This is a genomic window from Kribbella sancticallisti (assembly GCF_039530625.1).
GTDB lineage: Bacteria > Actinomycetota > Actinomycetes > Propionibacteriales > Kribbellaceae > Kribbella > Kribbella sancticallisti.
Genome location: NZ_BAAAOS010000047.1, coordinates 13736 through 29683, shown reverse-complemented (window position 1 = coordinate 29683; position 15948 = coordinate 13736). Strand labels below are relative to the sequence as shown.

Below are 15948 nucleotides of genomic sequence, written 5' to 3'. Positions count from 1 at the left end.
CAGGTCCTCTCGAAGATCAAACTTCGTACAGTGTACCCAGTTTAATCGCGATGCAACCCACGGGCGTTACAGTCGGGCAGATGATCAACGGAGCGCACGTCATCATCTACAGCCAGGACGCCGAGGCCGACCGCGTTTTCCTGCGCGACGTCCTCGGCTACACGCACGTCGACGCCGGCCGAGGCTGGCTCACCTTCAAACTCCCGCCCGCCGAGGTCGCCGTCCACCCGACCGACGGGCGCGAGTCGCACGAACTGTTCCTGATGTGCGACGACATCACCCAGACCGTCGCCGACCTGACCGCACGCGGCGTCGAGTTCCCCGACCCACCGCAGGAGCAGGGCTGGGGCATCCTCACCACCATCCGCCTCCCCGGCGGTGGCAACCTCGGCCTCTACCAGCCACACCACGAAACCGCCTACAACCTCTGACCTCAGTTGGTCGCGCTCCGAGGTCGGGGAGTTGCGGATCGTGGCCAAATCCTTGACGCGGATCGCGGTGGTCGGCTATCTATTGCTGACAACGATGTCACGCCGCCCCGTTCCGACGTCGAAGGTGGGGAAACCCTTGAAGAACAACACCGTGCGCCGCCGCGCGTCCGTAGTACTGGCTGGAGCTTTGGTCGCAGCCGTGGCGCTCGCAGGCTCCGCAGTGGCAACTCCCAGCCCGGCACCGATCCCGCCCGGCGAGCCGACTACCGCTCCACCGGACACCACCCCGCCCGGCCTCCGCGCGCCGGAGACCGTCGGGAGTTCCCGGATCACCACGAGCTCCGCGGATCCGACCGAGCACGTCGACCCGCTCATCGGCACGTCGAATCTCGGTGACGTCTTTCCCGGCGCGGTGATGCCGTTCGGGATGTTCTCGTTCAGCCCGGAGACCAGCCGCGGCAACGCCTACCGCACCGCCGCACCCGGCGGCTACCTGTACGACGCCACGCGGATCCGCGGCTTCTCCCTGACCCACATGTCGGGCACCGGGTGTGCCGGCGGCTCGGGTGACATCCCGATCTTCCCGTACGCCGGTGAGGTGACCTCCTCCCCACAGGCGGACGCCAAGGACGCCACCTACGCCAGCACGTTCTCCCACGCCAACGAGATCGCCAAGCCCGGCTACTACAAGGTCGGGCTCGACTCAGGCGTCACCACCGAGTTGGCCGCCACCACCAGGACAGGCTCGGCCAAGTTCACCTTCCCCACGGACAAGCCGGCCTCGCTGCTGTTCCGCACCTCCAACTCCGAGGTGGGCAGCAGCGACGCCCAGGTGACGATCGACCCGGTCAAGCGGACTGTCAGCGGCTCGGTGACCAGCGGCAACTTCTGCGGCTACCTGGCTTCCGTCGGCCGGCGAAGCTACTACACGCTGCACTTCGTCGCGGAGTTCGACCAGGCGTTCGTGAACACCGGGACCTGGAAGGACGCCACCGTCACGCCCGGAAGCACCAGCGCGCAAGGCGGTACGACGTACGGGACCGACGGGTGGATGCCGCCGAACAAGGGGTCCGGCGCCTACCTCGGGTTCGACGCGAGGACCGTCAACATGCGCATCGGTATCTCCTACGTCAGCAAGGAGAACGCCCAGGCCAACCTGAAGGCGGAGAACCCGCGCGGCACCTCGCTGGAGAAGACCGCGGCCCGAGCCAAGCAGGCCTGGCGCGACCAACTCGACAAGATCGAGATCACCGGCGGACTCCCCGCATCGCGCACGACCTTCTACACCGCGCTCTACCACTCGCTGCTGCACCCGAACGTGTTCAGCGACGTCAACGGCCAGTACTGGGGGTTCGACCAGAAGCCGCACCGCGTACAGCGGGGACAGGCAGCGCAGTACGCGACCTTCTCGGGCTGGGACGTCTACAGGTCGCAAGTGCAGCTACTGGCGCTGCTGGAGCCTCGCAAGGCCGGTGACATCGCGCAGTCGCTGCTCAACCAGGCCGAGCAGAACGAAGGCATCTGGGACCGCTGGACCCACGCCTCAGGCAGTACTGCGGTCATGACCGGTGATCCCTCCGCTCCGGCACTCGCAGGGATCTACGCGTTCGGCGGCACCAACTTCGACGTCCGCGCCTCCCTCAAGTCGCTGGTGAAGGCAGCGACCGTACCGACGGCCAAGGACCTCAGCTCCGCAGGCAAGCCGGTGATGTCGATCGGCCAGCGCCCGTCGCTCGACAAGTACCTGGCGCTGCACTACATCCCGACCAAGTCGAACGCCTGGGGTGGAGCCGTCGAGACGCTCGAAGACACCACGGCCGACTTCGCTCTCGCCCAGCTCGCTGCCAAGACTGGCGACCAGAAGACGTACGACCAGTTCCTCACGCGGTCGCAGTACTGGCAGAACGTGTTCAACCCCGAGAACGGCGGCTACATCCAGAACCGCGACGAGAACGGAGCCTGGCCGGGCTTCGAGCCGTCGACCGGTGACGGGTTCGCCGAGGGCAGCAGTGCGCAGTACACCTGGATGATCCCGCACAACCGCGCCGGGCTCTTCGACGCGATGGGCGGTACGGCGAAGGTCAACCAGCGGCTGGACGCGTTCTTCAAGGATGCCGACGGCAAGTGGGCGCTCACCAGGTCCGGTCCGTTGCACGCCGAGATGGACAACGAGCCGTCCATCAACACCCCCTGGATCTACAACTACACCGGCAAGCCGTACAAGGCGCAGGAGACGCTGCGGCAGGCGATGAACCAACTGTGGAACACCACCACCGGAGGCATCCCCGGCAACGACGACCTGGGCGCCATGTCGTCCTGGTACGTGTGGACCGCTCTCGGCCTCTACCCGGAGGTTCCGAGCCGGGCCGAGCTCCAGTTGGCCGCGCCCCTGTTCCCGCGCGCCGTCATCCACCGGGACAAGGGCCGCACGATCCGGATCAACGCCAGCGGAGCAGCCACCGACGCGCCGTACGTGCAGAGCTTGAAGGTGGATGGCCGTACTTCGACCAAGCCGTGGTTGCCGGAGTCGTTCGTCAACCGTGGTGGCACTCTCGACTACGTCGTGGGCGCCACGGCCAACCCTGCTTGGGGAAGTGCGGCCAAGGACGCACCGCCCTCGTGGCGGACCGGCGAGATCCCCTTCCAGACGTCCACCGACACCAGCCGAGTAGTGGTCGCTCCAGGAACCACCAGCGCGCCGGTTGCGATCAAGGCCCACCGGCTGAGCGGTACCGCGACGACGGTCAACTACACGGTCACTGCGCCAACTGGCCTCACCGCCTCCCCCGCGAGCGGCACCTTCACCGTGGACGAGGTCGGCAGCGCACCAGTGACGATCACAGCAGCCCCCGGTACTCCGGACGGCCGCTACCCCGTCACGGTGGCTCTGCAAGCAGCGGACGGGACACCTCTGCCCCGGCTCGGCTTCACCGTCGTCGTGGGCGAGCCAAACTCCTTCTCCGTGCTCCGCGAAGGTGTAGCGGCCTCGGACGACTCCGGCGACCACAACGAGGCCGACTTCGACGGTGGCGGCGTCAGCTACTCCCGGCAGGCCCTGACCGCTGCTGGACTCACCCCTGGCGGCACTGTCACCAAGGAAGGCCTGACGTTCACGTGGCCCGCAGTACCGGTTGGTGATCCTGACAACGTCCCCGCAGACGGGCAACTCCTCAACCTGAACCTGCCCGCCGGCGCCACCAAGCTGTCCTTCGTCGGCAGCGCCGTGAACGGCAACCAGGAGGGCAAGGCGACGCTGAACTACGCCGACGGCTCTACCGAGGTGGTGGTGGACCTGTCCTTCAGCGACTGGACGCTCGGAGGAGGCGGCGACACCGTGCACTTCGGCAACCTCGTCGTCGCCAGTACGCCGTACCGGAACGAGGCGGGCGGCGGCCGGGACAACGTGACGACGCACATCTTCGCCACCGCGCCGTTCACCTTCCCGGCGGGCAAGACAGCGGTTAGCGTGACGCTGCCGAAGAACCGCGACCTGCGGATCTTCACGCTGGCCACCGGCTGATCCCGAACGCCCCTGAAGGAGAACCATCGTTGACGCCCTCCCCGCCCTGAAGTACGAGAATTTCAACCACTACGTGGAGGTAGCGAGTTGAGGTTCACGCTTCAGCGAAACCCGTGCCGGCGTCTCTCGGCGTGCGCTGACGGCCCGTCCGGCCGCGATGTTGACTGCCGCGTTCACGTCAGCGTTCGCCTGATGTCCGCAGGCTGTGCACCGGAACACCGCTTGGCTCTCGCGGTTGTCCGGTGCGCGGTGCCCGCAGACGCTGCAGGTCTGCGACGTGTACGCAGGGTTCACTTTCTCGACCCGGCCCGCTGCCTTGTGCTCCAGACGCTGGACGAGCAGTCCCCAGCCGTTGGCGAGGATGCCGCGGTTGAGTCCGGCTTTGGCTCGGCGACGGTTCGGCAGGTAGCTACCGGGTCGTTCGGGATCGGGTTTTGGCCTGGAGCGTCTGGTCATCTGGGCAATCCGCAGGTCCTCCACCCGGATGACGTCGAATCGTCGCGCGAGGTCAGTGCTGGTCTTTTCCACCCAGTCCTTGCGACGGTCGACCGCGCGAGCAGACAGCTTGGCGATCGCAGCCTTCACCCGCCGACGCCGGTTGGAGCCGCGGCGGCACCGGGACAGACGACGTTGCAGGTGCTTGAGCCGTGCTTGTTCGGTCTCCGACAGCCCGGGGCACGACAGGAGTTCGCCGGTGGACAGGGCGGCCGAGACGGTGACGCCACGGTCCACGCCGACGACCTCACCCGTACCAGGTGCGGGGATCGACGGCGGGATGACAGCGAATGCGATGTGCCAGCGCCCCACCCGATCGCAGGTAACGCGGTACGACTTGGCAGCGGGAAGAGTGCGGGACAGTCGGAACCGCACCCAGCCGACCTTCGGGATGTTGACCGCGGCCCACTTCCGATTCAGGTTCACTATCCGGGACGCCTGACCACCGACGATCCGGAACCCCTCGGGCAGCCCCGCCTTACGCCAAGTCGGCCTCCGACGAGTACCTGCGTAGAACTTCCTGACCGCCTGGTCGAAGTCCCGCAACGCCTGCTGCTGTACCGTCTGCGACCCGGCCCGCAACCAGCCGAATGCAGCCCTTGCCTCGGTCAATTGCCGCGCCTGCTCGACATACCCGGGCGTCGCTGCTTTGTTTCGGGTTCACATCGACCACTGCTCGAGAGCAAGGTTCCACACGTACCGGCATGCCCACACTGCTCAAGCAACGCAATCTGCTGCGCGAGCATCGGATACAGCCGGAACCTGGACATGAAATCTATCCAATCAGCCGGGACCGACAGTCCCCAATCTCCGAAGGGAGGCAGTCGCGGCTCAGCCTCACCAGAATGACGGGGCTCCCCCGCGACCGATCCGATGAGAGCTACCAGCATCATCGCCTTCGCGGCACTGACCGTCGCAGGCCTCACCGGTACTGCGTACGCCCAACCGGCCGCTGAACCCGAGGCGGCGCCTACCACCACCGGGCCGTGCGGGTACACCGCGACACCCGACGACCCGTCCCCGCGCCCCGTCTCACTGCCGCCCGACCCGACCCCGACGCCCAGCAAAGGCGTTGTGAAGGTCATCCTTGCCACCAACCAGGGCCCGATGCTGCTGACCCTCGACCGGGCCAAGGCGCCCTGCACGGTCCAGAGCTTCCTGCACCTGGCCAAGAGCCGCTTCTACGACTTCACCACCTGCCACCGGCTGACGCTCTACCCGACCCTCAAGGTCCTCCAGTGCGGTGACCCGAGCGGCACCGGCGAACGCGGGCCCGGCTACTCGTACAAGGACGAGCTTCCGACCGACCTCCCGAACTGGCCCGACGACCCGACCGGCACCCGCAAGGTCTACGCCCGAGGCACCCTGGCCATGGCCAACGCGGGCCCGAACACCAACGGCAGCCAGTTCTTCCTGGTCTTCGGCGACTCCCGCCTGCGCCCCGACTACACCGTCTTCGGCTCGGTCGACCGCCTCGGCCTCAAGGTCCTCGACAAGGTCGCTGCCGCCGGCATCGTGCCCACCGAGGAAGACCCAGCCCCGGTAGACGGGGCCCCTGTCCGCAAGACCGACATCCTGGTCGCCCGGTCCCTCGGCTCCCGGTAACCTCCGAAAACAAAACCGCCTGTACCCCGACCGGGGTACAGGCGGTTTGTCAGTCCTTGGCCGGCCAGGGGGCGTCGGCCGGGCGGAGGTTGTCGAAGCCGGGGCCGTTCAGGGCGGTCCAGGCGGCCAGGGCACCCATGACCAGGATCGGGTTATGGAGATCGCCGGCCAGTACCGCGCCCACTACGTCGACCAGCGGAGCCCAGGCGGTCTCCATGTCTGCCTCTTCGTGGAGGCGTTCATAGACCTCGGTAGCTTCGGAGAGGTCGCGGGCGAGGAAGATGCGGACGGCCTCGTTGGTGAGGCCGGGTGAGGTGAAGGCATCCACAAGGACTCGCCAGTCGGCAGCCTTCGTGGCCGCCTCTTCCCAGAGCTCGCGCTCAGCCCCGAGACGGTAGGCCTCACCCTGTACGTCGAGCAAACCCGCGGGTGGTTCCAGCAGGCGATAGCCGACCGGATGCCGGTACTGGCGGACCAGCAGCATCCGGTTGTCCGCGTCCAGCGCGACCACCCCGACAGCGCCGGGGTGGACCACCACGTCCCGTACGAACGCGTCGCCGCCGTTGGGCGGGACCACCTGGTCCCGCCGGACGGAGATCACGCGGCCGGTCGAGTGGACGGTCTCGGAGGACTCGACCGGCCAGGACGCCGGTGCGTCGGCCAGGCCGGCGCCGAAGCGCAGTACAGGGTGGTCCGTCATCGGGCCTTCGCCGTCTCGGCCTTCGGGGTCTCGCTCTTCGGCTTGGCGCCGATGGGCTTCTTGGCCGTGGCGGAGGAAGGGGCGAGGTCCTCGACCGGCAACCGGGACTCGCGCTGCCGAGTGAGGGCCGCCGAGATCAGGCCGGCGAACAGCGGGTGCGGCTTGGTCGGGCGCGAGCGCAGTTCGGGGTGCGCCTGGGTGGCGACGAAGTACGGGTGCAGCGACCGGTCCAGCTCGATGAACTCGACCAGTTCGTTGTCCGGCGACGTCCCGCTGAACACCAGGCCGGCCGCCTCGAGCTTGTCGCGGTAGGCGTTGTTGACCTCGTAGCGGTGCCGGTGGCGCTCCTGCACCGACGGCGCGTCGTACAGGCCGCGGACGATCGAGCCGTCGGCCAGGTTCGCCGGGTAGAGACCGAGCCGCATCGTGCCGCCGAGATCGCCGGAGCCGGAGACGATGTGCTTCTGCTCCTCCATCGTGGCGACGACCGGCTGCTCGGCGTCCGGGTCGAACTCGCTGGAGTTGGCGTCGACCAGACCGGCCAGGTCGCGGGCCACCTCGATCACCATGCACTGCAGGCCCAGGCACAACCCCAGGATCGGGATGCCGGCCTCGCGGGCGTACCGGATCGCGCCGATCTTGCCCTCGATGCCGCGGACGCCGAAGCCGCCCGGGATGCAGACCGCGTCCACGTCGCCGAGCAGCCGCGCGGCCGCCTCGGGCGTGGCGCACTCGTCGGAGGCGATCCAGCGCAGGTTGACCTTCGCGTCGTTGTCGAAACCGCCCGCGCGCAGCGCCTCGGCGACCGAGAGGTACGCGTCCGGCAGGTCGATGTACTTGCCGACCAGGGCGACCGTCACCTGGTCCGCCGGGTGGTGCACGACCTTCAGCAACTCGTCCCAGCGGGTCCAGTCGACATCGCGGAACGGCAGGTTGAGGCGGCGGACGACGAACGCGTCCAGACCCTCGCTGTGCAGCACCTTCGGGATGTCGTAGATGCTCGGCGCGTCCGGCGCGGCCACCACGGCCTCGACCTCGACGTCGCACATCAGCGAGATCTTGCGCTTGACGCTGTCCGGGATCGGCCGGTCCGCGCGGCACACGATCGCGTCCGGCTGGATACCGATCGAGCGCAGCGCGGCGACCGAGTGCTGGGTCGGCTTGGTCTTCAGCTCACCGCTGGGCGCCATGTAGGGCACCAGCGAGATGTGCAGGAAGAAGACGTTGTCGCGGCCGACGTCGTGCCGGACCTGCCGGGCCGCCTCGAGGAACGGCAGCGACTCGATGTCACCGACGGTTCCGCCGATCTCGTGCAGCACCACGTCCACGTCGGGGCCGGCCATCGCCAGCATCCGGTCCTTGATCTCGTTGGTGATGTGCGGGATCACCTGGACCGTGTCGCCCAGGTACTCGCCGCGGCGCTCCTTCGCGATCACCGACGAGTAGACCTGGCCGGTGGTGACGTTGGCGACCTGGGAGAGATCCCGGTCGAGGAAACGCTCGTAGTGCCCGATGTCCAGGTCGGTCTCGGCGCCGTCGTTGGTGACGAACACCTCGCCGTGCTGGAACGGGTTCATCGTGCCGGGATCCACATTGAGATAGGGATCCAGCTTCTGCATGGTCACCCGGATGCCCCGCGCCGTCAGCAGACTGCCGAGGCTTGACGCTGTCAGCCCCTTGCCGAGACTGGAGGCGACGCCACCGGTGACGAATACGTGCTTGGTCTGCTGCCCGAACGAAGCTCTGTCCACGGGCTTTTAGCCTACCTCTTGTCACCCGGTGGTCGCGACGAGACCCGCGTAGATGTCGAGCAGATTCTTTGCCACTTCGTCCTCATCCGGCCATCCAGCGGCCAACTCCCCGCCTGCTGTCCGCATAGCGGCCGCCGTCTCGGGTTCAGAAAGAATTTTCCGTACTCCGTCCGCCAGCCCCTCCGAGTCCCCCGCGCCAGCCAGTACTGCGCTCGCTCCCACCAGCTCGGGAACTCCCCCGACAGCCGTCGCCACCACTGGCACACCCACTTGCAGCGCCTCCTGCAGCACCAGCGCCCGCGCCTCCCAGTGGGAAGTCAGCAGGAACACGTCAGCCGCACCCAGCAGGTCCGCCACGTCGCTCCGGTGGCCCAGCAACCGCACGGGTAGGCCCTCGGCGTCGATCCGCGCCTGCAGGTTGTCCCTGAGCGGCCCATCCCCCACGACCGCGAAGACCACGTCCGGCCGAGAGGCCGCGACCGAGGCCGCTACGGACAGTAGCGTCGGGTAGTCCTTCTGCGGAGCCAGCCTCCCGACCGCCAGCACGAGCGGCGCGTCGCCGATCCCCAGAGCCTCGCGGACCTCAGCAGCCGGTGTGCGGACCTCAGGCATGGCTGGAGCCGCCACAGGAGCCAGCCGGGCATCTCGGGCTCCCAAGCTCTTGGCAAGCTCCACAAGGTCGCTAGACGCCCCTAGAGTCAGGTCGGCTCCACGGGCTACCAAACGCTGCCCGAGCTTCATCACGAGTCCGCGAGGACCAGGAGTGATCACGGCGTTGTGCCAACTGACTACGAGCGGCCGCAAGTGCGACCTGTCCCGCAAGGCAGCCATCCCCGCGCGATAGCCGTGCGCGTGGACCACGTCGCAGCCACGGAGCCCGTGGGCCTGCCCCACCACGGTGGCCGCGGCGAAATCGAAGTGCTCGGCGGTCCCCGGTGGTGCGCAGACGACCACCTCGTGACCCGCCGCAAGATAGCGAGGCACCAGAGAAGCGACGTGCTGCCCGATCCCACCTCGGGACTCCGCCAGCAGCAGACCGATTCTCATGGCTTCTCCTCCACAACGGTAGGGACCCCGCGACGCAGGAGCGCCCGGGCGTCCGGACGATCCAGGCCGACGGCGACCACGGCGTACACGATCACGACGGTCAGGCCGGAGAGCACCGAGAACAGCAGGGCACTCCCCCATCCACCGTCGCCTGCCGGCAGGGACACCGCCCAGCCAGCGGCGCCAGCTAGTACTGCTCCGACAAGAGCGGCAACCAGTGCACGGGACAGCCCGCTGAGCACACCAGGTCCGGCCATCAGTCGCAAGACGACCAGCAGGGCCACGGCTCCGGCAAGCATGCCGGTGGACATCGCTGCGGCCAGGGAGAAGACCACCCCACCGCCATCCCACCGCAGGCTCAGGAGGAAGCCTGCGGCTGCCACCACCAGCCAGGCCACACCGGTGACCACCGCGACGTTGCGCCCGGCTTTGCGCGCGTAGAGAACTCGGCCGACGTGCATGAGGACCGCGAAGCCGATCAGCGCCGGAGCGAAGGCGAACAGCCCGTCCACCAACGAAGACGCCTGCACCTCATCGACCCGGCCGTCGTTGTAGGCGAAGATCCGCCCGACCGGCACCGCAGTACCGACCAGCAGGGCCGCTCCGGCGCCACCCGCCAGGACCACCGCTCGCGTGGACGTCGCGGCGTACAGGTCGAAGGCCGCGAAGTCCTTTGCGTCGAAAGCCGCCGCCAGTCGGGGGAAAACCGCCGTAGTGATGGGCACGGCGAGTACTGCGTACGGGAGCAGGTAGATCGCGTTCGCCCAGGTGTAGACGGCGATACTGCCCGGCACGCCTCGGTGGTTCGCCAAGTAGGTGGTGACGACGAAAGCGACTTGCTGCGCGACGAGGATGACCAGGCCCGCGGCGGCCAGTTTGCGGAGTACAGGACCGACGCCGGGGTCGAGCCGCATCGTCAGCCTCAGCGGCAATCGCAGCAGCAGCATCGGAATCAGCACAGTGAGCGCGAGCGCGAAGACGCCGGCAGTGGTGCCCCAGGCAAGCAGATCGGCAGCACCCCGCGACGCCTGGTCGGCGCGCGGTGCCTCCGCCGCGAAAAGGAAGTACGTGGCAACGACCACCAGGCTCGAGATCAGCGGAGCGAGCGCGCCGGCAGCGAATCGCTTGTGCGATTGCAACACCGCGGTCGCCACCACGGCGATCGCATACCCGAAGACCTGCGGCACGAAGATCACCAGCATTCGCGTCGCGACAGCGGTCGACCCGCCGCACTCCGGTCCGGCGTCGAGCAACGCGGAGGTGTAGTGGGACGCGAACAGCCAGGCCAGTAAGGCGAAAGGTGCCAGCAGCACCACCGACCAGGTCAGCAACGCCCCGATGATCCGGCCTTGGGCAGCGCGGTCCCCGCGAGCCACCGGGCCGGCCAGCACCGGGATCACCGCGCCCGCGAGCGCACCGCCCACCACGATCTCGAACACGACGTTGGGCAACTGGTTGGCGGTGGCGTAGGCCTCCGCGAGACACCCGGCACCGACGGTCTTGGAGAAGACGAGCCAGCGGCCGAACCCGACCACCCGGGCCAGAACGGTGACCCCGGCAACGAGAAGCGCTGCCCGGGCGATGCGACCGCCGGTGGTCACCGGGGTCGTCGGCCCCACTGGTCGATCTTGTCGAGCACAGGCGTCTCGGCGATCACCTTCGTGAAGCTGACCTTCTCGCTGGCCAGGTTGAGCGCGACCACCGCGCCCAGCGCCAGCACCTTCAGCGGACGCGGCAGCGACGAGGCCAGCGTGGTACCGGTGATCGCGCCGAGTCCGTTGGCGCCGCAGTCACCCAGCATCGAGCGCTCGCCCAGATCGGAAGGCGCTGAGGCGGCCGCCGCGCCGACGACCGCGGCCGCGGGTCCGCCGGCCAGTGAAACCGGTGCGCTCAAGGCGGTAACGGCCTTCAGGGCGCGTCCCGGGCGCAGGTCCATCAGGTTCGTGAGGTTCGCGGTGCCGGCGATCAAGGCGCCGTCGGCAACGATCTCGACGGCCGCGCCGAGGCCCTTCGATCGCCGCGGCAGCAAGGCGGCGGCGGCCAGTGCGGCCGCGCCGACACCGAGGATCTTCACGGCACCACTCGTCACCTCGCCCCGGCGCAACGCGCTCAGGTGGCCGCGAAATCCCTTGGTCTCGGTGGCTCCCGCCAGGTCGTCGTACGCGCCGACCGCGCCGGCGACCGATCCCGCCAGCAGCGTCGCGGTCCGTTCGCGGCCTCGGGTCGAGGCGGCGACGCCGGCCAGAGCGCCGAGGACCGCGATCGGGCCCTCCAGCAGCGTCACGGTCTCGCCGCGGTGGTTCGTGCGCTCGAACGGAGCGCGATTCTCCTTCGGCAGTCTGGCCGCCGCGCGCTCGAGTCCCGCCGTCGTGGCGGCGGAGACCACCGCACCGAGGCCTTGCAGCAGAACACTGCCCATGGTGCCTAGTTGCCCTTCACCTGATCAGCCGATGGCGCGACGCCGTTCTTGGCGGCAACAGCACCGTACTGCCCGGCCTTGCCGCTTGCCTGCTCGACAAGCGCGAAAACCACCGTCTGCTGGCCGGTCGGCATGTTCGCCACGTCCACCGACGAGACGATCTTGGTGGCCTCGGAGTCACCGCGCAGCGTCTTCAGCAGGCCGCCGTTCTGCGCGCTCTCCGGCACGCCGGCCACGACGACGCCGGCACTGCCGAGGTCGAGCCCCTCAGCGAAGTCCACCGCGTCGTTGTACGTCGAGTTGTCCGGCGCCGGCGTCGGTGGCTTGGCCGCGATCACCACCGCCAGGCTGCACCGGTCCTTCGGCGTCGGCTTCAGCGACAGCAACTTGGAGTCGGACAGCCCGCTGACGATCTTGGTCGCGTCGGTGTCGACCGGCTTGCCCTCCTCGCGGGCGGCGACGCCGCGGGCCAGGATCATCCCGGCGCGCTGGTAGGTGTTGCTCTCGGTCGGGAAGTCGATGTCGGCGGTGACGAGTTCGTTCACCAGCGGCTCGACCAGTTGCCGCTGGCCCGGGTCGAAGAGCTTGGCGTCCATCGAGACCCGGGTGGTGACCTGGCCGCCGGCCTGCTGCAGCGCCTCCTCGACCGCGGTGACCACGTCGCCGTCCGCGCCGGGCATCGTCACGGTGCAGATCCGCCGGCCGGACAGCTTGCCGTCGGTGATCCCGGCGGTCACCTTCGCGGCGTAGTCGTCGCGGTACTTGTCCAGGGCCTTGGCCTCGATCAGGTCGGCGCGGGCGTCTTCCAGCGCCGCCCGGTCCTTGTCCGCCTGGCTCTGGACGATCTCGCTGCCGGTGCCCTTCAGCGGCCCGGCACCCAGCACCACACCGGCGCCGAGGGCGAAGAAGATCGCCACGATCGAGACGATGTGGTAGCGAAAGTCGATCACGTGAACAGCTCCCGGATCCAGTAGACGAAGTCGTTCCAGCGCGCCCGCAGGATCGACCAGAGCACGTCGTCGGCGCCGATGGCGACCATCGCCACCCCGAGCGCGAACAGGCCGGCCGCGATCAGCGCGACGACCTGGGCGGTGGACACCCGGCTGCGGTACAGCCGGCCGACACCCTTGGCGTCCACCAGCTTCGCACCGACCCGCAACCGGGTGATGAAGGTGCTCGCCATCCCGGAGCGGCCCTTGTCCAGGAACTCCACCAGCGAGTTGTGGGTGCCGACCGCGACGATCAGCGACGCACCCTTGGAATCGGCCAGCAGCATCGCGACGTCCTCGCTGGTGCCGGTGGCCGGGAACTCGATCGAGTCGACCCCGAGCCGCTCCAGCCGCTCCGAACCCGGCGCGCGACCGTCGCGGTAGGCGTGCACGACCACCTCGGCACCGCTCTTCAGCGTCTCGTCCTTGACCGAGTCCATGTCGCCGACGATCAGGTCCGGCGCGTACCCGTTCTCCACCAGCGCGTCCGCGCCGCCGTCGACACCGATCAGCACCGGCCGGTACTCGCGGATGTACGGCCGCAGCGCGACCAGGTCCTCGCGGTAGTCGTAACCGCGGACCACGATCAGTACGTGCCGGCCGTCCATCGGCGTGTGGATGTCCGGTACGCCGACGCCGTCCAGCAGCAGGTCGCGCTCGCGGCGCAGGTACTCCAGCGTGTTCGCGGTGAACGCCTCGAGCTGGGTGGACAGGCCCGCGCGGGCGTCGTCCATCAACTCCGCGACGGTCTGGCTGTCCTGCGAGACGCCCTTGGCGACGACCTCCTCGCCCCGGTACAGCACACCGTCGTGCAGGCGGACCCGCTCGCCCTCGTGCAGGATCGAGAACACCTCGGGGCCGATCCCGTCGACCAGCGGGATGCCCGCCTCGACCAGGATCTCGGGGCCGAGGTTCGGGTACCGGCCGCTGATCGAATCGGCCACGTTCACCACCGCGCCGACCCGGCAGTCGACCAGCGCCTCGGCGCTGACCCGATCCAGGTCGACATGGTCGATGACCGCGATCTCTCCCGGCTTCAGCCGTTTGGTGAGATTCTTGGTACGCCGATCCAGCCGGACCACCCCGGCGGTCCCGGGCAGTTCAGTTGGGCGTGCTCTCCGCAGACTGGGCAGTTTCATCGCGCTCTCATCCTGCCATGTCAAGAGCCCTCCGCCCGCCTTTTAACGGCTCCCGGAGGCTATTCGAGTAGTACTACCCAGGTGACAGTGCGTTAAATCATCTTTTTGAACCAGGCGGAACCGTCGCTCAGCGCTTCTTCTTCCGCGGTTTCGTCCGCCGTTCGGCCGCGAGCGCGAGCAGTTCCTCGGCGTGCGCCTGCGCCGCGTCGGAGTTCTCCAGGCCGGCCATCATCCGGGACAGCTCCTTCAGCCGGGCGTCGTCGTCCAGCGCGACCAGGCCGCTCGTCGTCACCGAACCGTCGTCGCTCTTCAGCACGACGGCGTGACGGTCCGCGAACGCGGCCACCTGCGGCAGGTGCGTCACCACGATCACCTGCGCCTTCTCCGCCAGCCGGGCCAGCCGCTTGCCGACCTCGACGGCCGCACGGCCGCCGATGCCCGCGTCGATCTCGTCGAAGACCAGGGTCGGCACCGGGTGCGTGTCGGACAGGATCACCTCGAGCGCCAGCATCACCCGGGACAGCTCACCGCCCGAGGCAGCCTTCTGCAGCGGGCGGGCCGGGCTGCCCGGGTTCGCCGCGAAGCAGAACTCGATCTCGTCCGCGCCGAACGGGCCGGGCGCGGTCTCGTGGATCTCGACGGTCAGCGTCGCGTGCGGCATCGCCAGCCCGCTGAGCTCCTCCGATACCGCGACTCCGAGCCGTTGAGCCGCCTCGCGTCGAGCCGCGCTGACCTGGCCGGCGAGATCCGTCAGCTGTGCGCGCAGCTCCGCCAGTTCGGCGCTGAGCTGCTCGACCCGCTCGTCACTGCCGTCGAGCTCGGCGAGCCGGGCCGCGGACCGCTTGGCCCACTCGAGCACCTCGTCGACGGTCCCTTCCTCGGCACCGTGCTTGCGGACCAGGTTCGTCAGTAGAGCCCGCCGCTCGCTGACCACCGCGAGCCGCGCCGGATCCGTGTCCACGTCCGCCGCGTACGACGACAGCTCGCCGGCCAAGTCCGCCGCGAGATAGCCGAGCTCACCCGCCCGATCGGCCAGCCCGGCAAGCTTCTCGTCGTGCTCGCGCTCGGCGTCGAGGGCCTGCTTGGCGAGGGAGAGGAGTCCCAGCACGTCACCCGGCCGGGTCGCGTCCAGGTCTTCCGACGCGAGTGCGTCCGCCGCCGCCGTCGCCGCAGTACGGAGGCCGTCGGCGTACGCCAGTCGCTCCTCCTCGGCAGCGAGCTCCACATCCTCGCCAGGCAGCGGCTCCGCCTTGGCGATCTCCTCGAGCCCGAACCGCAGCAGATCCGCCTCGGACAGCCGGTCCCGCTCACGCGTGGTCAGCTCCGTCAGCTCGGCCTCGATCTCCCGATGCCGCCGGTACGCCGTCGAGTACTCCCCCAGCGGCACGAGCACGGGCTTGCCCGCGAACGTGTCGAGAGTCTCGCGCTGCCGAGCGGGCTGCAGCAGCCGCCACTGGTCCGCCTGGCCGTGGATCGCGACCAGGTCGCCGGACACCTCCGCGAGCACCGACACCGGCACCGAAGCACCACCGAGGAAGGCGCGCGACCGCCCCTCCGACGACAACTCCCGCGCGATCAGCAACTCGTCGTCATCCAACTCCCCGCCACGGTCCTCGGCCTGCTGCACGATCGACCGCGGTACCGCGCTGGCGCGTCCCTCGACCCGCGCGCGGCGAACCCCGTGCCTGACCAGGCCGCTGTCAGCCCGACCACCGAGCAGCATGTTCACCCCGGTCACGACCATCGTCTTGCCGGCCCCGGTCTCGCCAGTGACCGCAGTGAAGCCCGGATCGAGCTCCAGAGTGGCGTCCTCGATCACGCCCAGACCGGTGATGCGGATCTCCGAGAGCAT

12 protein-coding genes are annotated in these 15948 nt (G+C 68.8%); 3 read left to right on the top strand and 9 right to left on the bottom strand.

Annotation, left to right across the window (positions count from 1 at the left end):
* Positions 1-80 precede the first annotated feature (80 nt).
* Together ABD255_RS29240 and ABD255_RS29235 are read left to right on the top strand one after the other, a co-directional pair.
* Positions 81-431: a VOC family protein gene (locus ABD255_RS29240; protein ID WP_344219633.1), complete on the top strand. Its 351-nt coding sequence runs from the start codon at positions 81-83 to the stop codon at positions 429-431.
* A 40-nt stretch (positions 432-471) separates the two neighbouring features.
* Complete coding sequence (locus tag ABD255_RS29235) at positions 472-3951, top strand: GH92 family glycosyl hydrolase (RefSeq protein WP_344219631.1); 3480 nt, start codon at positions 472-474, stop codon at positions 3949-3951.
* A 69-nt stretch (positions 3952-4020) separates the two neighbouring features.
* Here the strand turns inward: ABD255_RS29235 and ABD255_RS29230 are convergent, their stop codons facing one another.
* Entirely contained in the window at positions 4021-5058 is a 1038-nt protein-coding gene (locus ABD255_RS29230; protein ID WP_344219629.1) for an RNA-guided endonuclease InsQ/TnpB family protein, read from the bottom strand.
* Between the two features lie 261 nt (positions 5059-5319).
* Here ABD255_RS29230 and ABD255_RS29225 point away from each other — a divergent pair, with 261 nt between their 5' ends.
* Positions 5320-6051 (top strand): peptidylprolyl isomerase, encoded by a 732-nt coding sequence (locus ABD255_RS29225; RefSeq protein WP_344219627.1) that lies wholly within the window; start codon positions 5320-5322, stop codon positions 6049-6051.
* 49 nt (positions 6052-6100) lie between these two features.
* On the opposite strand, the gene ABD255_RS29220 is transcribed toward ABD255_RS29225, so the two are convergent.
* The 8 genes from ABD255_RS29220 to recN all read right to left on the bottom strand — a co-directional run bounded on the left by ABD255_RS29220 (position 6101) and on the right by recN (position 15948).
* Positions 6101-6751 carry an NUDIX domain-containing protein gene (locus tag ABD255_RS29220; RefSeq protein WP_344219625.1) on the bottom strand — a complete coding sequence of 217 codons (651 nt, stop codon included), beginning with the start codon at positions 6749-6751 and terminating at the stop codon, positions 6101-6103.
* Entirely contained in the window at positions 6748-8502 is a 1755-nt protein-coding gene (pyrG, locus tag ABD255_RS29215) for a CTP synthase (protein WP_344219623.1), read from the bottom strand. The genes ABD255_RS29220 and pyrG overlap by 4 nt, the downstream gene beginning before the upstream one ends.
* Positions 8503-8523: 21 nt before the next feature.
* Entirely contained in the window at positions 8524-9549 is a 1026-nt protein-coding gene (locus ABD255_RS29210; RefSeq protein ID WP_344219621.1) for a glycosyltransferase family 4 protein, read from the bottom strand.
* Positions 9546-11168, bottom strand: a complete 1623-nt coding sequence (gene murJ, locus ABD255_RS29205; RefSeq protein ID WP_344219619.1) for a murein biosynthesis integral membrane protein MurJ — start codon at positions 11166-11168, stop codon at positions 9546-9548. The genes ABD255_RS29210 and murJ overlap by 4 nt, the downstream gene beginning before the upstream one ends.
* A complete protein-coding gene (locus ABD255_RS29200; RefSeq protein WP_344219617.1) occupies positions 11147-11968 on the bottom strand; it encodes a hypothetical protein in 822 nt (273 codons plus the stop codon). The genes murJ and ABD255_RS29200 overlap by 22 nt, the downstream gene beginning before the upstream one ends.
* Positions 11969-11973: 5 nt before the next feature.
* Entirely contained in the window at positions 11974-12918 is a 945-nt protein-coding gene (locus ABD255_RS29195) for a copper transporter (protein ID WP_344219615.1), read from the bottom strand.
* Entirely contained in the window at positions 12915-14096 is a 1182-nt protein-coding gene (steA, locus tag ABD255_RS29190) for a putative cytokinetic ring protein SteA (RefSeq protein WP_344219613.1), read from the bottom strand. The genes ABD255_RS29195 and steA overlap by 4 nt, the downstream gene beginning before the upstream one ends.
* Before the next feature lie 127 nt (positions 14097-14223).
* Complete coding sequence (recN, locus tag ABD255_RS29185) at positions 14224-15948, bottom strand: DNA repair protein RecN (protein WP_344219611.1); 1725 nt, start codon at positions 15946-15948, stop codon at positions 14224-14226.